The organism is Mesorhizobium sp. M2A.F.Ca.ET.042.01.1.1, from assembly GCF_003997405.1.
Lineage (GTDB): Bacteria > Pseudomonadota > Alphaproteobacteria > Rhizobiales > Rhizobiaceae > Mesorhizobium.
On the sequence record NZ_RZRX01000155.1, the window covers coordinates 1 to 15,057 of the forward strand.

Consider the following 15,057-nt stretch of genomic DNA (forward strand, 5'->3'; position numbering starts at 1 on the left):
GGCCTAGACGGTCAGCCTCGACGATGACTTCAGCGAGCGCGGCGACATCCTTGAAGCCGAGATTGAGACCCTGACCGGCGATCGGGTGGATGCCATGCGCGGCGTCGCCGGCGAGCGCGATGCGCGGCGCGACGAAGGCGCGGGCCAGCGTCAGTCCGAGCGGCCAGGCGCGCGGCTTGTCGACGACCCTTATTTCGCCGAGCTTCAGGCCGAAGCGCTGCTCCAGATCGTGCTCGAAGACGAACTCGTCGCCCTCGACCAGAGCCCTCGCATCTTGCGTGCGCTCCACCCAGACGATCGACGAGCGGTTGGTTCCGTCCTTGTCCGGCTTCAGCGGCAGTGTCGCGAAGGGGCCGGCTGGCAGGAAATGCTCCTCGGCGCGGCCGTTGTGCGGGCGCTCATGCGCCACCGTGCAGACGATGCCGGACTGGCCGTATTCCCATTTGACGGTCTTGATGCCGGCCAGGTCGCGCAGCCTGGAGTTGACGCCGTCGGCGGCAATCAGCAGCCGCGCCTTCATCGCCGCGCCGTCGGCCAGATGCACTGTGATGCCGGCGCCGTTGACGTCGAAGGCGCTGACCGCGACGCCTTCGATGATATCGATGCCGAGCTTTTCGGCGCGGCGGCGCAGCGCGCCGTTCAAGTCACGGTTGGCGACCATGTGGGCGAAAGGCTCGCCCGGCGCCACCTCGCCGTCGAAGGTCAGGAACACCGGGCGCACCGGGTCGGCGGCGCGCGAATCGGTGATGATCATTTCGGTGATCGCCTGCGCCTCCGGCGCGATCTCGTCCCAGACGCCGAGCTGCTCCAGCATGCGGCTGGCGGCCGCGGCGATGGCCGAGGCGCGGCCGTCCCGCTGCCAGACGCCCGCAGGCGCGGCGTCGACGACGGCGATGGCGAGGCTCGGCCGCGCCTGCTTCAGCGACACGGCCGCGGTGAGGCCGACATAGGCCGCCCCGGCGATGAGCACGTCGAGCGGCGCTTCGCGGTTCGCATCGGCCTTTGCTCCATCCGGCTTGCGGTCGACCATGGCATCATCCTTTCGCGGCTTCGTCGCGCCGCCGCTTGCGGCCTTGACTGGCCGCACATCCTGTCCGAAACCGGCCATGGCGCATCCCTTGAAGGATTTCAGACATGACGGCGGCCATGGACGAGCTTCTCGACATTCTCGACCTCGAGCAGCTCGAACACAATCTGTATCGTGGTCGCAGCCCGAAGGTCGACTGGCAGCGCGTCTTCGGCGGCCAGACCATCGCCCAGGCGCTGGTCGCCGCGCAGCGCACCGTGGAACCGGAGCGCCATGTGCATTCGCTGCACGGCTATTTCATGCGGCCCGGCGACACCAAGCTGCCGATCGTCTACGAGGTCGACCGCATCCGCGACGGCGGCTCCTTCACCACGCGCCGGGTCGTGGCGATCCAGCATGGCCAGGCGATCTTCTCGCTGGAGGCCTCGTTCCAGCAGGACGAGATTGGCCTTGAGCACCAGATGCCGATGCCGCGCGACGTGCCGGCGCCCGACACGCTGCTGTCCCAGCGCGAGCTGCTCGGCAAATTCGGGCAAGCGGTGCCGGAAGGCATCAGGCGCTACTGGGATCGCGACCGGCCGATCGAGATGAAGCCGGTAATGCTGAAGCACTATACGAGCCGCGAAAAGCTGGAGCCGCAGCAGAACATCTGGATCCGCACCACCGGCCCGGTGCCCGAAAACCGTGCGATACAGGCGGCCGTGCTCGCCTACCTCTCCGACATGACGTTGCTCGACACCTCGACCTTCGCGCATGGCCGCGCCATCTTCGACCGCGACATCCAGGCGGCCAGCCTCGACCATGCCATGTGGTTCCACCGCAGCCACTCGCTGGACGACTGGATCCTCTACAACCAGGACAGCCCGTCGACGCAAGGGTCGCGCGGCTTCACCCGCGGTTCGCTGTTCGCGCGGGATGGAACGCTCATCGCTTCGGTCGCCCAGGAGGGCCTGATCCGACTCAAGCGCTGAGCCGGCTTCCGGTTGATGCCTGCCAAGCAGGCATTTTTGAAATTTTGCCTATTTTTTGATCACGACACCCGATGCGACTGCGCACAAATGATGTGCGCAGGCCGCTCAGCCCCTTTGTTTACAACAGGTTAACGCCCTGCTTCGGCAATTGGCACGGAGCTTGAATCCTGTCGGGCACTCTCCGGCTCTCCTCGGGATCGGTGTAGGTGTGCAAACGCGGGGGACCGCAACAGCAAAGGGTGAAACCTTATGAAAATCGTGATGGCAATCATCAAGCCGTTCAAGCTCGACGAGGTGCGCGAAGCGCTCACCGCCGTCGGCATCCAGGGCCTGACCGTCACCGAAGTTAAAGGCTACGGGCGTCAGAAGGGGCACACGGAAATCTATCGCGGCGCGGAGTACGCGGTCAGCTTCCTCCCCAAGATCAAGATCGAGGTCGCGGTCGGCGCCGACATGGTCGACAAGGCCGTCGAAGCCATCACCTCGGCCGCCAAGACCGGCCAGATCGGCGACGGCAAGATCTTCGTCTTCGGCATCGACCAGGCGGTGCGCATCCGTACCGGCGAAACAGACACCGACGCGCTCTGAGCGGCGACCATCCATTCCAACGGAGAGTTAAATGAATATTCCTTCCACCTTGAAGACGACGGGACGCGCGGCCGCTTCGCTCGCTCTCGTAGCGCTGAGCACTGCCGCCGCCTTCGCGCAGGAGGCCGCTCCGGCGGCGCCTGCGGCACCCGCCGCTCCGACCCCGGTTCTCGACACCGGCAATACCGCCTGGATGCTGACCTCGACGGCGCTGGTGCTGATGATGACCATTCCGGGCCTGGCGCTGTTCTACGGCGGCATGGTGCGCAAGAAGAACGTGCTCGCCACCATCATGCAGAGCTTCGCCATCACCTGCCTGGTGACGGTGCTGTGGTTCATGTTCGGCTATTCGCTCGCCTTCACCACCAACGAATCCGCCAGCCTGAACAGCTATGTCGGCGGCTTCTCGCGGTTCTTCCACCACGGCATCACCGTCTCGACGCTCTGGCTGCCGGGCGTGGCGAATATTCCCGAATTCGTCTTCTCGATGTTCCAGTTGACCTTCGCCATCATCACGCCGGCGCTGATCGCCGGCGCCTTCGCCGAGCGCATGAAATTCTCGGCGCTGCTGATCTTCATGGGCCTGTGGCTGGTGTTCGTCTACGCGCCGATCGCGCACTGGGTGTGGGGCGGCGGCTTCCTCGGCTCGGCCGGCGTGCTCGACTTCGCCGGCGGCACCGTGGTCCACATCAACGCCGGTGTCGCGGGTCTGGTCTGCGCGCTGGTGCTGGGCAAGCGCGAAGGCTACGGCACCACCAACATGGCGCCGCATAATCTCGTCTATTCGGTCATCGGCGCCTCGCTGCTGTGGGTCGGCTGGTTCGGCTTCAACGCCGGTTCGGAACTGGCGGCTGACGGCCTTGCCGGCGCCGCGATGATGAACACGCAGGTTGCCACCGCCGCTGCGGCGCTCGCCTGGATGTTCGCCGAATGGATCGTCGCCAAGAAGCCTTCGGTGCTCGGCATCATCTCGGGCGCCGTCGCCGGCCTCGTGGCGGTGACGCCGGCTTCCGGCTTCGTCAACCCGACCGGCGCCTTCGTCGTCGGCATCCTCGCCGGCGTCATCTGCTACATCTCGGCGGTCAAGCTCAAGCACGCGTTCGGCTATGACGACTCGCTCGATGCCTTCGGCGTGCACGGCGTTGGCGGCATCGTCGGCGCGCTGCTCACCGGCGCGCTCGCCGATCCGACGATCAACGCGCTCGGCAAGGACGCCTCTGTCGGCAAGCAGCTCTACGGCATTGTCTTCACCATCCTGTGGACGGCGATCGCCACCTTCGTGATCCTCTACATCGTCAAGGCGCTGGTAGGCCTGCGTCCGTCGACCCAGGAAGAGGTCGAAGGTCTCGACGTCACCCAGCACGGCGAGGTGGTGCCGTAAGGCTGCCTTTGCCCTTTACATGGGCGCAATTCCGGAGGGTTTCACACTTTTCCTGGAATTGCCCCCGAGGGCCGGCGGATCCTCCTCCCGCCGGCCCGGAATTCCTCCCAAGATCCCGTCGTGATGTCTCGAAAGGGGCTCACGCCTTGAGGCCCGGAACACCCTTCCGGGCCTCCTTTTTTGTCCAAAGCCCGAAGCCGACTTCAAGGCGGCCTGGGCGGCGACGCCGAAGGACAAGCAGGACAAGATGATGAAGGAGTGCCAGGACGCGGCGATGAGCAAGCCTCACGCCGAATTCTGCGCCAATCTGATGGCGTATGGCGGCGCCAACAAGTGACACTCGAGGTCAGGTCCGAAAAGGCCTGTTCGTTCCGGCGTTTCAAGCAAAAAGGTGGCGGGCTTCGCGGCTCGCCACCGTCGTTTCCGCGCCATCTCCGGTAAAGGTCCATGGTTAATGCGGCCTTAACCTTCCCCCCGATAGTCTGGCGTTCGAATCTGCCGGAATGCGCCATGCGCCCGGCCAGGCAACGATCACGGGGAAGAGCATGCGTTCAGGCGCCTCAGCACCGCTCGCGCTGACCGATACGGGGCACGGCATCCAGGCATTCGCGCGGCGCCAGGTCGGACGGCTGGCCGGCGCCGGGCTGTTCCTGTTCACCGCCTTCGGCATCGCGGCTTTGGCCACGTGGAACGTTGCCGACCCGAGCTTCTCGCACGCCACCAGCAACGTCGTCACCAACGCCATGGGTTATGCCGGTGCGGTGTTCTCTGACCTTGCCATGCAGTTCTTCGGCCTTGCCGCCGTCGCCGGGCTGGTGCCGGCGGTTGTCTGGGGCTTTCTGCTTTTCACCGCGCGCGGCGTTGACAAATTGCCGAAGCGCGGCTTCGCCTGGTTCGGCTTTGCGCTCCTGGCCGCGGCCATCGCAGGTTGCGTGACGCCGCCCAACACCTGGCCGCTGCCGACCGGACTTGGTGGCGTCTTCGGCGACATGGTGCTGAAGATCCCCGGCATTGCGGTCGGCGGCTATCCGAAAGGGCTTTTCGCGACGATCATCGCGGTCGTCCTCGCCGCGCCGATGTTGTGGCTGTTTGCCTATGGCTCGGCGCTGATCGCGCGCAAGAACGGCTTCGCCGTCATGGAGCGCGCTGCCGCGCCCGATCCGCGCGAGCAGGACGAGATGCTGTTCGACGAGGATGAAGACGAGGGCGATGAGGGTATCCTGGCGCTCGGCGCCCTCACCCATTGGTGGCTGTCGTTCCGCGCCTTCCTGCATCGCCGCGCCGCACGCCGCAGGCAAGAGCGCGACGAGTTCGAGCCGCCGGTGCAGCCCAAATCCAGCGCCTGGCGGCGCGCCGCCGAGCGCGTCGAGTCGGCCGAATTCGCCGAAAGCCGGGTGAGCCCGGGCGGGCGCGCCCGCGTCGAACCGGAATTTTTCGCCGCCATGGTCAATGACCGCAGCGTTTCGGTCGATCCGGCCGACCAGGATATTTTCGACGACGAGCACGACGAAGACGTCGATCTCGACGACTTCGACGACGAGGCGCCTGCCCAGCGGCGCGGCGCGCACGCCAAGGTGCAGAATTTCCGCTCCGATGCCGCGACCCGTGTCGCGGCGCCGGCGGCGCGGCCGGTGCCGGGCGCCCGTGTGCAGCGCGAGGCGCAGACCTCGCTGATCGGCTCCGACACGTTCGAGATGCCGTCGCTGCATTTCCTCTCCGAGCCGAAGAACGTCGCCAAGGATCCAAGCCTGTCGAAGGACGCGCTGGAGCAGAACGCGCGGCTTCTCGAAGGCGTGCTGGAGGATTTCGGCGTCAAGGGCGAGATCATCCATGTCCGCCCCGGTCCGGTCGTCACGCTCTACGAGCTGGAGCCGGCGCCCGGCATCAAGTCGTCGCGCGTCATCGGCCTGTCCGATGACATCGCCCGCTCGATGAGCGCGATCGCATGCCGTGTCGCGGTCGTGCCCGGCCGCAACGCCATCGGCATCGAGCTGCCCAATGCCAAGCGCGAGACGGTCTATCTCAGAGAGATCATGGCCAGCCGCGACTTCGAGACGACCAAAGCGAAGCTGGCGCTGGCGCTCGGTAAGACGATCAACGGCGAGGCGGTCATCGTCGACATCGCCAAGATGCCGCATGTGCTGGTCGCCGGCACCACCGGCTCCGGCAAGTCGGTCGCCATCAACACGATGATCCTGTCGCTGCTCTACCGGCTGACGCCGCAGGAATGCCGGCTGATCATGATCGATCCGAAGATGCTCGAGCTCTCCGTCTATGACGGCATTCCTCATCTTTTGACGCCGGTCGTCACCGATCCGAAGAAGGCGGTCGTGGCGCTGAAATGGACCGTGCGCGAGATGGAGGACCGTTACCGCAAGATGTCCAAGGTCGGCGTGCGCAACATCGACGGCTTCAACGCACGCGTGCAACAGGCGGAGAAGAAGGGCGAAAAAATCTCGCGCACGGTGCAGACGGGCTTCGACCGCCAGACCGGCGAGGCGATCTACGAGACCGAGAACCTCGATCTCGAGCCGATGCCCTATATCGTGGTCATCATCGACGAGATGGCCGACCTGATGATGGTGGCCGGCAAGGATATCGAAGGCGCGGTGCAGCGCCTGGCGCAGATGGCGCGCGCCGCCGGCATCCATGTCATCATGGCAACGCAACGTCCCTCGGTCGACGTCATCACCGGCACCATCAAGGCGAATTTCCCGACCCGCATCTCCTTCCAGGTGACGTCGAAGATCGACAGCCGCACCATCCTTGGCGAGCAGGGCGCCGAGCAGCTGCTCGGCATGGGCGACATGCTCTACATGGCCGGCGGCGGGCGCATCCAGCGCGTCCACGGTCCGTTCGTCTCGGACGACGAGGTCGAGCGGATCGTCGCGCATCTGAAACTGCAGGGCGTGCCGGAATATCTCGACGCCATCACCGAGGACGACGAGGAAGAGGACGAGGACGGCCCGTCCGGCAAGGGTGGTTCCGGCGGCGGTGGCGGCGGCAATTTCGAGGATTCCGACGATCCCTACGACCAGGCGGTGGCGGTGGTGCTGCGCGACGGCAAGGCTTCGACCAGCTACATACAGCGGCGGCTCGGCATCGGCTACAACCGCGCCGCCTCGATCATCGAGAAGATGGAGAAGGAAGGCATTGTCGGTCCGGCCAACCATGCCGGCAAACGCGAGATTTTGGTGCCGACCGAGGACGACAAGTTCTAGGATTTGCCGACATTCAGGTCAGGCCAGCCTGACCTGAATGTTGGCAACCTTGGCCCGACTAGAGGTAGGGTCAGCAGGCAACCGGAAATCGTCTGGCGCGTTTGTGCGATGTTGTCGCGCACCCGCCAAACTTAGGCCCTAGTGGGAGTCCAGATACTGCCACGACACGAATCACAGGAAGTGACCGGCATGAACACCCAGACCGAATTCGCCATCACCCGCCGCCAGCTCCTCGGCCTCGGCTTGATGCTTGGCGGAGCCGCCGCTCTCAACCTTGTGCCCGGCTACCAGCTCGTGGCGGCAGCGCAGGCGGCGGTGCCGCCGGCGGCGCAGAAGATCGCCGACCATTTCTCCTCGGTTAAGTCGATGAGCGGCGAGTTCGTCCAGTTCGGCCCGAAGGGCGAGCAGACCGGCGGCAAGTTCTTCCTGGAGCGTCCGGGCAAGATCCGCTTCAACTATGACGGCTCTTCGAACTTCCGCGTCATCTCCGACGGCAAGTCGGTGGTGATCCTGAACAAGAAGCTCAACACTTCCGACCTCTACCCGCTGTCGAAGACGCCGCTGAAATTGCTGCTCGACGACCGGATCGATCTCTCCGGCGGGCGCGTCAAGGCCGTCAAGGAAGAGGACGACCTCACGACCATCAAGCTTTCCGACAAGTCGGTCTTCGGCAATGCCATGATCACCATGATGTTCGACCCGAAGACCTATGATCTGCGCCAGTGGACGATCACCGACGCGCAAGGCAAGGACACGACGGTGATGATCTTCAACACCAAGGAAGGCGTCAGCTTCCCGGCCGACACGTTTGCGATCGATTATACGGCGAACCGCGAGCTGAACACGAAGACGCGCTGACTTCCAATCTAGCGCGCCGGTCCAAAGCCTTCGTCATCCTAGGGCGCGCGAAGCGGAGCGCAGACCCTGGGATCCATGCCGTTGCGCTTGCCAAAGAACGATGCGGTGCAGAAGAACATCGTCCTGTGCCGGCGTTCGGTGTCGAGGTCTGCACCGTTGCAGCGCTCGCACGTCACTGCATGGATTCCAGGGTCTGCGCGCGTCGCTTCGCTCCTTGCTCCGCCCTGGAATGACGAAGTTCAGAAGGCTTTGGCCAATCTCGAAGGCTTGCGACATGGTTCGGCTTGTCTTCGTCCGCGCTCACTGGCAGTACTCGGCGATCTTTTGCCGGACCCGCCGCATGCCTTTCACCATCGCCACCTGGAACATCAACTCCGTGCGCCTGCGCATGCCGATCGTCGAGCGGCTGCTGAAGGAGCACGCGCCGGATGTGCTCTGCCTGCAGGAGACCAAGGTGCCGGACGAGCTCTTCCCGGAGAAGGCATTCCGCAAGGCGGGCTACGAGCACATCCTGTTTCACGGCCAGAAGGGCTACCACGGCGTCGCCACCGTCGCGCGCCGGCCGATCGAGCTGGTTGAGAAGCGGCGCTTCTGCGAGATCGACGACAGCCGGCATCTGTCGGTCAGGGTCCAGGCGGGCGGCAAATCGGTGCTGGTGCATAATTTCTATGTGCCGGCCGGCGGCGACGAGCCGGATCCGGAGATCAACCGCAAATTCCGGCACAAGCTCGACTTCGTCTACGAGATGAACTCCGTACCGGCGAGCGGCGACGCGCTATCTGCGTCGATCCTGGTCGGCGACCTGAACATCGCGCCGCAGGAGCACGACGTCTGGTCGCACAAGCAGTTGCTCAACGTGGTCAGCCATACGCCCGTCGAGACGACAAATTTCGAGGCGATGCGCAAGGCCGGCGGCTGGGTCGACCTGATGCGGCTCGACGTGCCGGCCGAGCAGAAGCTCTACACTTGGTGGAGCTATCGTGCGAAAGACTGGGAGGCGTCGAACCGCGGCCGCCGCCTCGACCATGTCTGGTCCTCCGCCAACCTGGTGCCGGATTTCAAAGGCTACGAGATCCTGCAGGCGGCGCGCGGCTGGGAGAAGCCGTCCGACCATGTACCGGTGATTGCGCGATTCGATTTGGATTAACGACGACGGTGGGGCGCCTGTCTCTCAGGTTCGTCATCCTAGGGCGGAGCGACGCGTAGCGGCGCGCAGACCCTAGGATCCATTCCGTTGCCTGTGTCGAACGATGCAACGATGCAGAACAGAGACGGGTCGGCGGCAGCAAGAAAAACCTTCATTCTGCAACGCGGCAACGCCTTAACGTTACGGCATGGATTCCAGGGTCTGCGCGCGTCGCTTCGCTCCTTGCTCCGCCCTGGAATGACGAAGGCGCTCTCTTGCCGACGCCTTATCGCTACCCCGTGAAGCGCGGCGCCAGTTCCTCGATGCGGGCGATCATCTGCTGGAATTCCTCCAGGATGCGCTCATGCAACAGAACCGCGATCTCCGGATATTCTTCGAGGATTCGGTGGAACATCTTGCGGCTCAGCCGGATCACTTCCGAATCGACCGCTGCGGAGGCGCTGGTCAGCCGGTTGGTGTCGGCGATCAGCGCCAGCTCGCTCAGCATGATGCCCGGACCCGCGGTGCCGATCGGGACGCGTTCACCCCCTAGCTCCCGATAGAGCGTGATCAGGCCGCTGACCACGATGTAGGCAGAATCGGCGACATCATCCTCGCGGTAGAGCTTATGGTCGGCCTGCAGCATGGTGGTCTCGGCGCCGAAGGCGAGCAGGCGCAACTGTTCCTGGGTGAAGCCCTGGAAAAGCTTCACACCGGACAGGATGCGGATGTCGTCATCCAGCGCCATCCTAGCTGTGTCCCCGAGCGGCCAGTCCAGTCCCTCCTTTGGAGCGGCGCGCCCTCCTGGGCGCGCGAGAAGCGCTCCACCATGCATCGTGCGATGCTTGCAACGAGCCGATCCATCACCCTCCAGCACCAGGATCGGACCCGAAGCGGTCCCGCCCGACCGCTCTATCTCTTTTGGCCCAATTCCGGACGGAAGGCTACGGCGAAGCCGCCAAGCCCAACCGTTTCTTACTTTTCCTGGAATTGGCTAGATCATGAAATGTTTAAGGAACCAGCTTGTAGCCGCCGCTTTCTGTCACAAGAATTTCGGCATTGGAAGGATCGCGCTCGATCTTCTGGCGCAACCGGTAGACATGGGTCTCCAGCGTGTGCGTGGTGACGCCGGAATTGTAGCCCCAGACCTCTTCCAAGAGCACGTCGCGCGTCACCACCTTCTGGTCGGCGCGGTAGAGATATTTGATGATCGAGGCTTCCTTCTCGGTCAGCCGCACCTTGGCGCCGCGCGGATCGATCAAGAGCTTCTGGCTGGGCTTGAATGTGTAGGGTCCGACCGAGAAGGTGGCGTCCTCGCTCTGCTCGTGCTGGCGAAGCTGGGCGCGGATGCGGGCCAACAGCACTGCGAAGCGGAAGGGCTTGGTCACATAATCGTTGGCGCCGGCCTCGAGGCCCAGAATCGTATCGGAATCGGTGTCGTGGCCGGTCAGCATGATGATCGGCGCCTTGTAGCCGCCCTTGCGCAGAATTTTCACCGCCTCGCGGCCGTCCATGTCGGGCAGGCCGACATCCATGATGAGCAGGTCGACGACGCCGCCGCGCGCAGCGGCAACGCCTTTTGCGGCGGTCGATTCCTGCTGGACGTCGAATTCCTCGTAAAGCGCCAGCTGCTCGACCAGAGTGGCGCGCAGGTCGTCGTCGTCATCGACGATCAGGATGGTGCGTGATGTCATGGATATCAATCCGTTGTTTTAAAAAGAATATTCAGTTGACCTCCCCCCATTTATGCGGAAGCTCACCGGCGCAACAGCCGATCACAGTGATTTGTTCCGTGGCACGATCATACAAGAAAAAACGCGCGCGCAATGAGGCGGGCGCATTTTTGCCGAAAGGCTTGCGCGTTTTGGTGGTGCGCGCGCGCCCCGGCAACCGCGCGCAAGGCTTCCTGCAAGCCGGCAAAACGGTGTTTCCCTGCGCCCTGGGGCGCAGCGGCATTACCGCCAACAAGCATGAAGGAGATGGCGCGACGCCGCTGGCGACGATGCGCATCCTGTCAGGCTATTTCCGGGGCGATCATTTCGCGGGCGGGCGCAGGACGAGGCTGCCGATGGCGCCGATCGGTCTGGATCTCGGCTGGTGCGAGGTGCCGGACGACCGCAACTACAATCGGCCGGTGAAGATCCCCTATGGCGCGAGCCATGAACGGATGAAACGCGACGACCGGCTCTACGATGTCTGCCTGGTGCTCGACTGGAACATCGCGCCGCGCTTGCGCGGGCGCGGCAGCGCGATCTTCTTCCATCTGGCGCGGCCGGGCTTCACGCCGACCCAGGGCTGCGTGGCGGTGACGGCGCGGACCATGGCAAGGCTGCTTCCGTTATTGTCGGATAGGACGGTGGTGAGGGTGGTGAGGTAGGGGCAGTAGGGCAGTAGGGCAGTAGGGCAGTAGGTGGTTCTTTTCCCTACTGCCCTACTCCCTTACTGCCTTAGCGACGACGCTGCCAACCTGTCCCCAGCAGTCCGATCTCTCGGAACTCGCGGTCCAATGCCTTTGTGATGTCGCGGCGCCGGCCGCCGACGTCGCGCAGGTCGCGGTCGGAAAGGTCTTCGACGGATTCCCCAGGCAAGGTGGCGGCGACGCGGGCCTGGCGCAGCCAATCGCGTGCCGAACGCAGCCAAAGGGTCAGGCTCGAGCGCGATTCCAGGGGGGTGCAGGGCTTCAGGGCGATCTCGGACATGGCTTCATCCCGTGTTCTCCGGATATCAAATCCGATTTGATGGTGTTTCGATGGAGCCATGATGCCGGATTGAAAAACAAACGGGAAACGAGTAGTTCTTTTCTGATTATCAAGTTTTATTTGGAGATCGGATGTCCAAGCTGCTGCCCGGAACGCGCGCGCTGAGGACGTTCGAGGCGGCCGCCAGGCACCTCAATTTCACCCGTGCCGCCGATGAGCTCGGCCTGACGCCGGCGGCGGTCAGCCACCAGATCAAGGAAATCGAGGATCAGCTCGACCTGGTGCTGTTCACGCGCACCAGCCGCACCATCCGGCTGACCGAGGCGGGCAGCCTCCTGCACGACGCGTCGATCGACGCGCTCGACCTGCTCAGCCGGGCGGTCAGCCGCGCCCGCAAGATGACCCGCGGCACGGCATTGCTGAAGGTGACGCTCGACGCGCAGTTCGCGACGAAATGGCTGATGCGCCGGGTCGACGACTTCCGCCGGCAGAAGCCCGGCATCGAGCTGCGCTTCGACATCACCTACGACGTCAGGGATTTCGAGCGTGACGATGTCGATATCGGCATCCGCTTCGGCACCGGCAAATATCCGGGGCTGCGCGCGCACCGGCTGTTTGAGAACATCATCATCCCGGTGTGCAGCCCGGCGCTGCTCGCGTCAGGTCCGCCGCTGAAGGAGCCGCGCGACCTTTTCAACCACACGCTCGCGCATATCGAATGGTCGCGGCAGGGCGTGACCTGGCCGAACTGGAGCATGTGGATGCAGGCGGCCGGCGTCGATGATTTCGACGACAGCCGCACGCTGGTGTTCGGATCGTCGACCGATGCCACCCAGGCGGCGCTCGACGGCAATGCGGTGGCGCTGGCCGACTTCGCCATGGTCGCCAACGATCTTTCGCAAGGGCGCCTGGTGCGGCCCTTCGAGCTCGGCATCAAGGTCGCGCCGGAATTCGCCTATTTCCTGGTCTATCCCGAGGCAGCGAAGGACGACGCGCGGGTCATCGCCTTTCGCGAATGGTTGCTGGATGAGGTGGCGAAAACGCCGACATAGGACCTGTCGTCAGACTGCCGGCGCGGCCGGCGCGCCGAACCAGCCGATGACGGCGCCGATGATCAGCATCACGCCCAGCCAATGGCCGGCATCGATCAGGGTCAGGGCCCAGCCGAAACCTTCATAGCGGTGGTTGACGGCAAGCGTGGTGGCGATGAAGCCCAGCCAAAGCACGAAGCCAAACAGCAAGCCCGCGACCGGGTTCGGCTCGCCGCCGGTGATTGCCCCGACCACCAATGTCAGGACAAGCGCCATGACCAGCTCGGCGACGAAGCTGACGATGAAGGGAACGGCCGAGCGTTGCATGGTGGCCGGGTCGAGCTTGGCCGCCTTCAGCCAGGGCTTGCTCAGGCTCATATACCAGGCTGCGCCGAACAACCATGCGACGACGGCGGCGACAACCACCGCCAGCCAGTTCACGACCGAAAAATCCATGCTTTCCCCTCCGGATCGAGACGCGATGGAACGCTTGTTCGGCAATCGCGTCAAGCGAGGCGCCACACCGTCGTGCGCTTGACCTCGGCATCCTCCAGCACGCGCGTCACCGGAACCTGGTAGACGGCAAGCGATTGCAGCCCGGTCCTGGGGAGGTAGGCGCGGCCGGGATCGCCGACGAGGATCTCGGCGCCGCGCGCCTTCAGGCTCGTCAACCAGGGCAGCAGCCTGTCGGCGAAAGCCTTGTCGTAGAAGACGTCGCCGACAAGCAGGACGTCCCAGCCATCGTCGGTGCCGACACAATCCGTGCCGAGAAATTGCGCTTCGACGCCGTTGGCTTCGAGGTTAAGCGCGATCGCCGTCTCGCAGAACGGATCGATGTCGGCGGCGATCACTTGCTTTGCGCCCGCTTTCATCGCGGCGATGGCAACGAGGCCTGAGCCGGAGGCGAAGTCGAGCACGCGCCTGCCGCGCACCGTCCCGGGATTGTCGAGCACATAGCGGGCGAGGCCTTGGCCTCCGGCCCAGGCGAAGGCCCAGAAGGGCGGCGGCAGGCCGATCTCGGCCAGCTCCTCCTCGGTGCGCAGCCAAAGGTCATGCGCCTCGTCGGCGAGGTGCAAAAGCACTTCCGGCACATGCGGCGGCGCCATCAGCGCCGTATTGTCGAGGATGAACTTTTTGGCGCTTTTCGGCGTGAGCTTGGTCACGGCGCCGGGCTGAGCTCGGCCATGCGGCAGACCTCTTTCCATTCGGCCGGCGTTACCGGCTGCACGGAAAGCCGGCCGAGCCGGACCAGCGCCATCTCGGCCAATTTCGGGTTGGCCTTGACCTGTTCCAGCGTTACCGGCTTCGGCACGTCCTTGAAGGCGCGGATGTCGACGCATTCCCAGCGCGGATCGTCGGTCGTCGTATCGGGATGCGCCAGCGCGCAGACCTCGGCGATGCCGACGATGTTCAGCCCCTCATTAGAATGATAGAAGAAGCCGAGATCGCCGATCCGCATCGCCTTCATGTTGTTGCGGGCGGCGTAGTTGCGCACGCCGTCCCACTGCGTGCCGGCCTTGCCCTTGGCCTTCAGCGCCTCGAAGGAAAAGACCGAGGGTTCGGACTTGAACAGCCAGTAGTTCATGCTCGTATTTCTCCTTGGCGCGCGGACCTGAATTAGCTAGCCGCCGGCTTGTTGAAGGTCCAGTTCCACTGACGAATCTCAACGCTTTCGAACAGGCCCGCCTTGGCGTAGGGGTCGGCCGCCGACAGCGCCTGCGCCGCAGCCAGGTCCGGCGCCTCGACCACGACGAGGCTGCCGTCCGGCTTGCCCTCGGCGTTGAGGAAGGGACCGGCGAAGGCCAGCTTTCCCTCGCCGTTCAGGCCTTCGAGGAAGGCGACATGGGTCGGCCTGGTGTCGACGCGCAGCTGCAGGCTGCCGGGCTTGTCCTTGCAAATCAACGCAAACAGCATTTTTCAACTCCGATGGTTCAGATGTCGGTTTCGGTCTTGAGCGGGCGTGTCATCAGCGCGGTCACCGCCTGGCCGATGGTGATCTTGCCGTCGAGGATGGCGGCGACGGCCGAGATGATCGGCGCCTCGATGCCTCGCTCGGCGGCGATGCGGGCGGCAATGCCGGCCGTCGGCACGCCTTCGGCCAGCGGCAGGCCTGCAAGCGGCTTGCCCTGGCCGAGCGCCAGGCCATAGGCGAAAT

The 15,057-nt window shown here is 64.4% G+C and carries 16 protein-coding genes and 1 pseudogene; 8 read left to right on the forward strand and 9 right to left on the reverse strand.

The genetic code is table 11. The features are described from left to right. A partial coding sequence (locus tag EOA23_RS21935) for an FAD-dependent monooxygenase (RefSeq protein WP_127305686.1) occupies nucleotides 1-1,030 on the reverse strand: 1,030 nt, incomplete at its 3' end. Between the two features lie 104 nt (nucleotides 1,031-1,134). Between EOA23_RS21935 and tesB the strand changes: the two genes are divergently transcribed. From tesB to xth, 6 genes are all read left to right on the forward strand, one after another. Next, nucleotides 1,135-1,998, forward strand: a complete 864-nt coding sequence (gene tesB / locus EOA23_RS21940) for an acyl-CoA thioesterase II (RefSeq protein ID WP_127305679.1) — start codon at nucleotides 1,135-1,137, stop codon at nucleotides 1,996-1,998. A 249-nt stretch (nucleotides 1,999-2,247) separates the two neighbouring features. Further along, on the forward strand, nucleotides 2,248-2,586 hold the full coding sequence (locus EOA23_RS21945) for a P-II family nitrogen regulator (protein WP_027169082.1): 339 nt from the start codon (nucleotides 2,248-2,250) through the stop codon (nucleotides 2,584-2,586). A 49-nt stretch (nucleotides 2,587-2,635) separates the two neighbouring features. Further along, nucleotides 2,636-3,967 (forward strand): ammonium transporter, encoded by a 1,332-nt coding sequence (locus tag EOA23_RS21950; RefSeq protein ID WP_189341664.1) that lies wholly within the window; start codon nucleotides 2,636-2,638, stop codon nucleotides 3,965-3,967. Between the two features lie 545 nt (nucleotides 3,968-4,512). Beyond that, nucleotides 4,513-7,188, forward strand: coding sequence for a DNA translocase FtsK (locus EOA23_RS21955; protein WP_127305680.1), 2,676 nt, complete (start codon nucleotides 4,513-4,515; stop codon nucleotides 7,186-7,188). 189 nt (nucleotides 7,189-7,377) lie between these two features. Next, the gene (locus tag EOA23_RS21960; RefSeq protein ID WP_042645542.1) at nucleotides 7,378-8,046 is read left to right on the forward strand and encodes an outer membrane lipoprotein carrier protein LolA; all 669 of its coding nucleotides are present in this window, start codon (nucleotides 7,378-7,380) and stop codon (nucleotides 8,044-8,046) included. 340 nt (nucleotides 8,047-8,386) lie between these two features. Continuing rightward, on the forward strand, nucleotides 8,387-9,193 hold the full coding sequence (xth, locus tag EOA23_RS21965; protein ID WP_127305687.1) for an exodeoxyribonuclease III: 807 nt from the start codon (nucleotides 8,387-8,389) through the stop codon (nucleotides 9,191-9,193). 271 nt (nucleotides 9,194-9,464) lie between these two features. Here the strand turns inward: xth and EOA23_RS21970 are convergent, their stop codons facing one another. Both EOA23_RS21970 and EOA23_RS21975 read right to left on the reverse strand, forming a co-directional pair. Next, nucleotides 9,465-9,920, reverse strand: coding sequence for a Crp/Fnr family transcriptional regulator (locus EOA23_RS21970; RefSeq protein WP_127305681.1), 456 nt, complete (start codon nucleotides 9,918-9,920; stop codon nucleotides 9,465-9,467). Between the two features lie 262 nt (nucleotides 9,921-10,182). Continuing rightward, nucleotides 10,183-10,866 carry a response regulator transcription factor gene (locus EOA23_RS21975; RefSeq protein ID WP_040991447.1) on the reverse strand — a complete coding sequence of 228 codons (684 nt, stop codon included), beginning with the start codon at nucleotides 10,864-10,866 and terminating at the stop codon, nucleotides 10,183-10,185. 86 nt (nucleotides 10,867-10,952) lie between these two features. On the opposite strand from EOA23_RS21975, the gene EOA23_RS21980 reads away from it, so the two are divergent. Beyond that, nucleotides 10,953-11,549: a L,D-transpeptidase gene (locus EOA23_RS21980; RefSeq protein ID WP_127305688.1), complete on the forward strand. Its 597-nt coding sequence runs from the start codon at nucleotides 10,953-10,955 to the stop codon at nucleotides 11,547-11,549. A 70-nt stretch (nucleotides 11,550-11,619) separates the two neighbouring features. On the opposite strand, the gene EOA23_RS21985 is transcribed toward EOA23_RS21980, so the two are convergent. Further along, nucleotides 11,620-11,871 carry a hypothetical protein gene (locus EOA23_RS21985; protein WP_126063690.1) on the reverse strand — a complete coding sequence of 84 codons (252 nt, stop codon included), beginning with the start codon at nucleotides 11,869-11,871 and terminating at the stop codon, nucleotides 11,620-11,622. Between the two features lie 131 nt (nucleotides 11,872-12,002). On the opposite strand from EOA23_RS21985, the gene gcvA reads away from it, so the two are divergent. Next, nucleotides 12,003-12,923 (forward strand): transcriptional regulator GcvA, encoded by a 921-nt coding sequence (gene gcvA, locus EOA23_RS21990; protein WP_127305682.1) that lies wholly within the window; start codon nucleotides 12,003-12,005, stop codon nucleotides 12,921-12,923. 9 nt (nucleotides 12,924-12,932) lie between these two features. Here the strand turns inward: gcvA and EOA23_RS21995 are convergent, their stop codons facing one another. The 5 genes and pseudogenes from EOA23_RS21995 to EOA23_RS22015 form a co-directional block, all read right to left on the reverse strand. Continuing rightward, nucleotides 12,933-13,358, reverse strand: coding sequence for a DUF1761 domain-containing protein (locus EOA23_RS21995; protein ID WP_127250189.1), 426 nt, complete (start codon nucleotides 13,356-13,358; stop codon nucleotides 12,933-12,935). Between the two features lie 50 nt (nucleotides 13,359-13,408). Further along, a complete protein-coding gene (locus tag EOA23_RS22000) occupies nucleotides 13,409-14,107 on the reverse strand; it encodes a methyltransferase (RefSeq protein WP_189341663.1) in 699 nt (232 codons plus the stop codon). Further along, nucleotides 14,062-14,487, reverse strand: coding sequence for an EVE domain-containing protein (locus tag EOA23_RS22005; RefSeq protein ID WP_127305684.1), 426 nt, complete (start codon nucleotides 14,485-14,487; stop codon nucleotides 14,062-14,064). The genes EOA23_RS22000 and EOA23_RS22005 overlap by 46 nt, the downstream gene beginning before the upstream one ends. A gap of 32 nt (nucleotides 14,488-14,519) precedes the next feature. Next, nucleotides 14,520-14,816, reverse strand: a complete 297-nt coding sequence (locus EOA23_RS22010; RefSeq protein WP_127305685.1) for a YciI-like protein — start codon at nucleotides 14,814-14,816, stop codon at nucleotides 14,520-14,522. A 17-nt stretch (nucleotides 14,817-14,833) separates the two neighbouring features. Further along, nucleotides 14,834-15,057: pseudogene (locus EOA23_RS22015) on the reverse strand (glycerol-3-phosphate dehydrogenase); the annotation flags it as partial.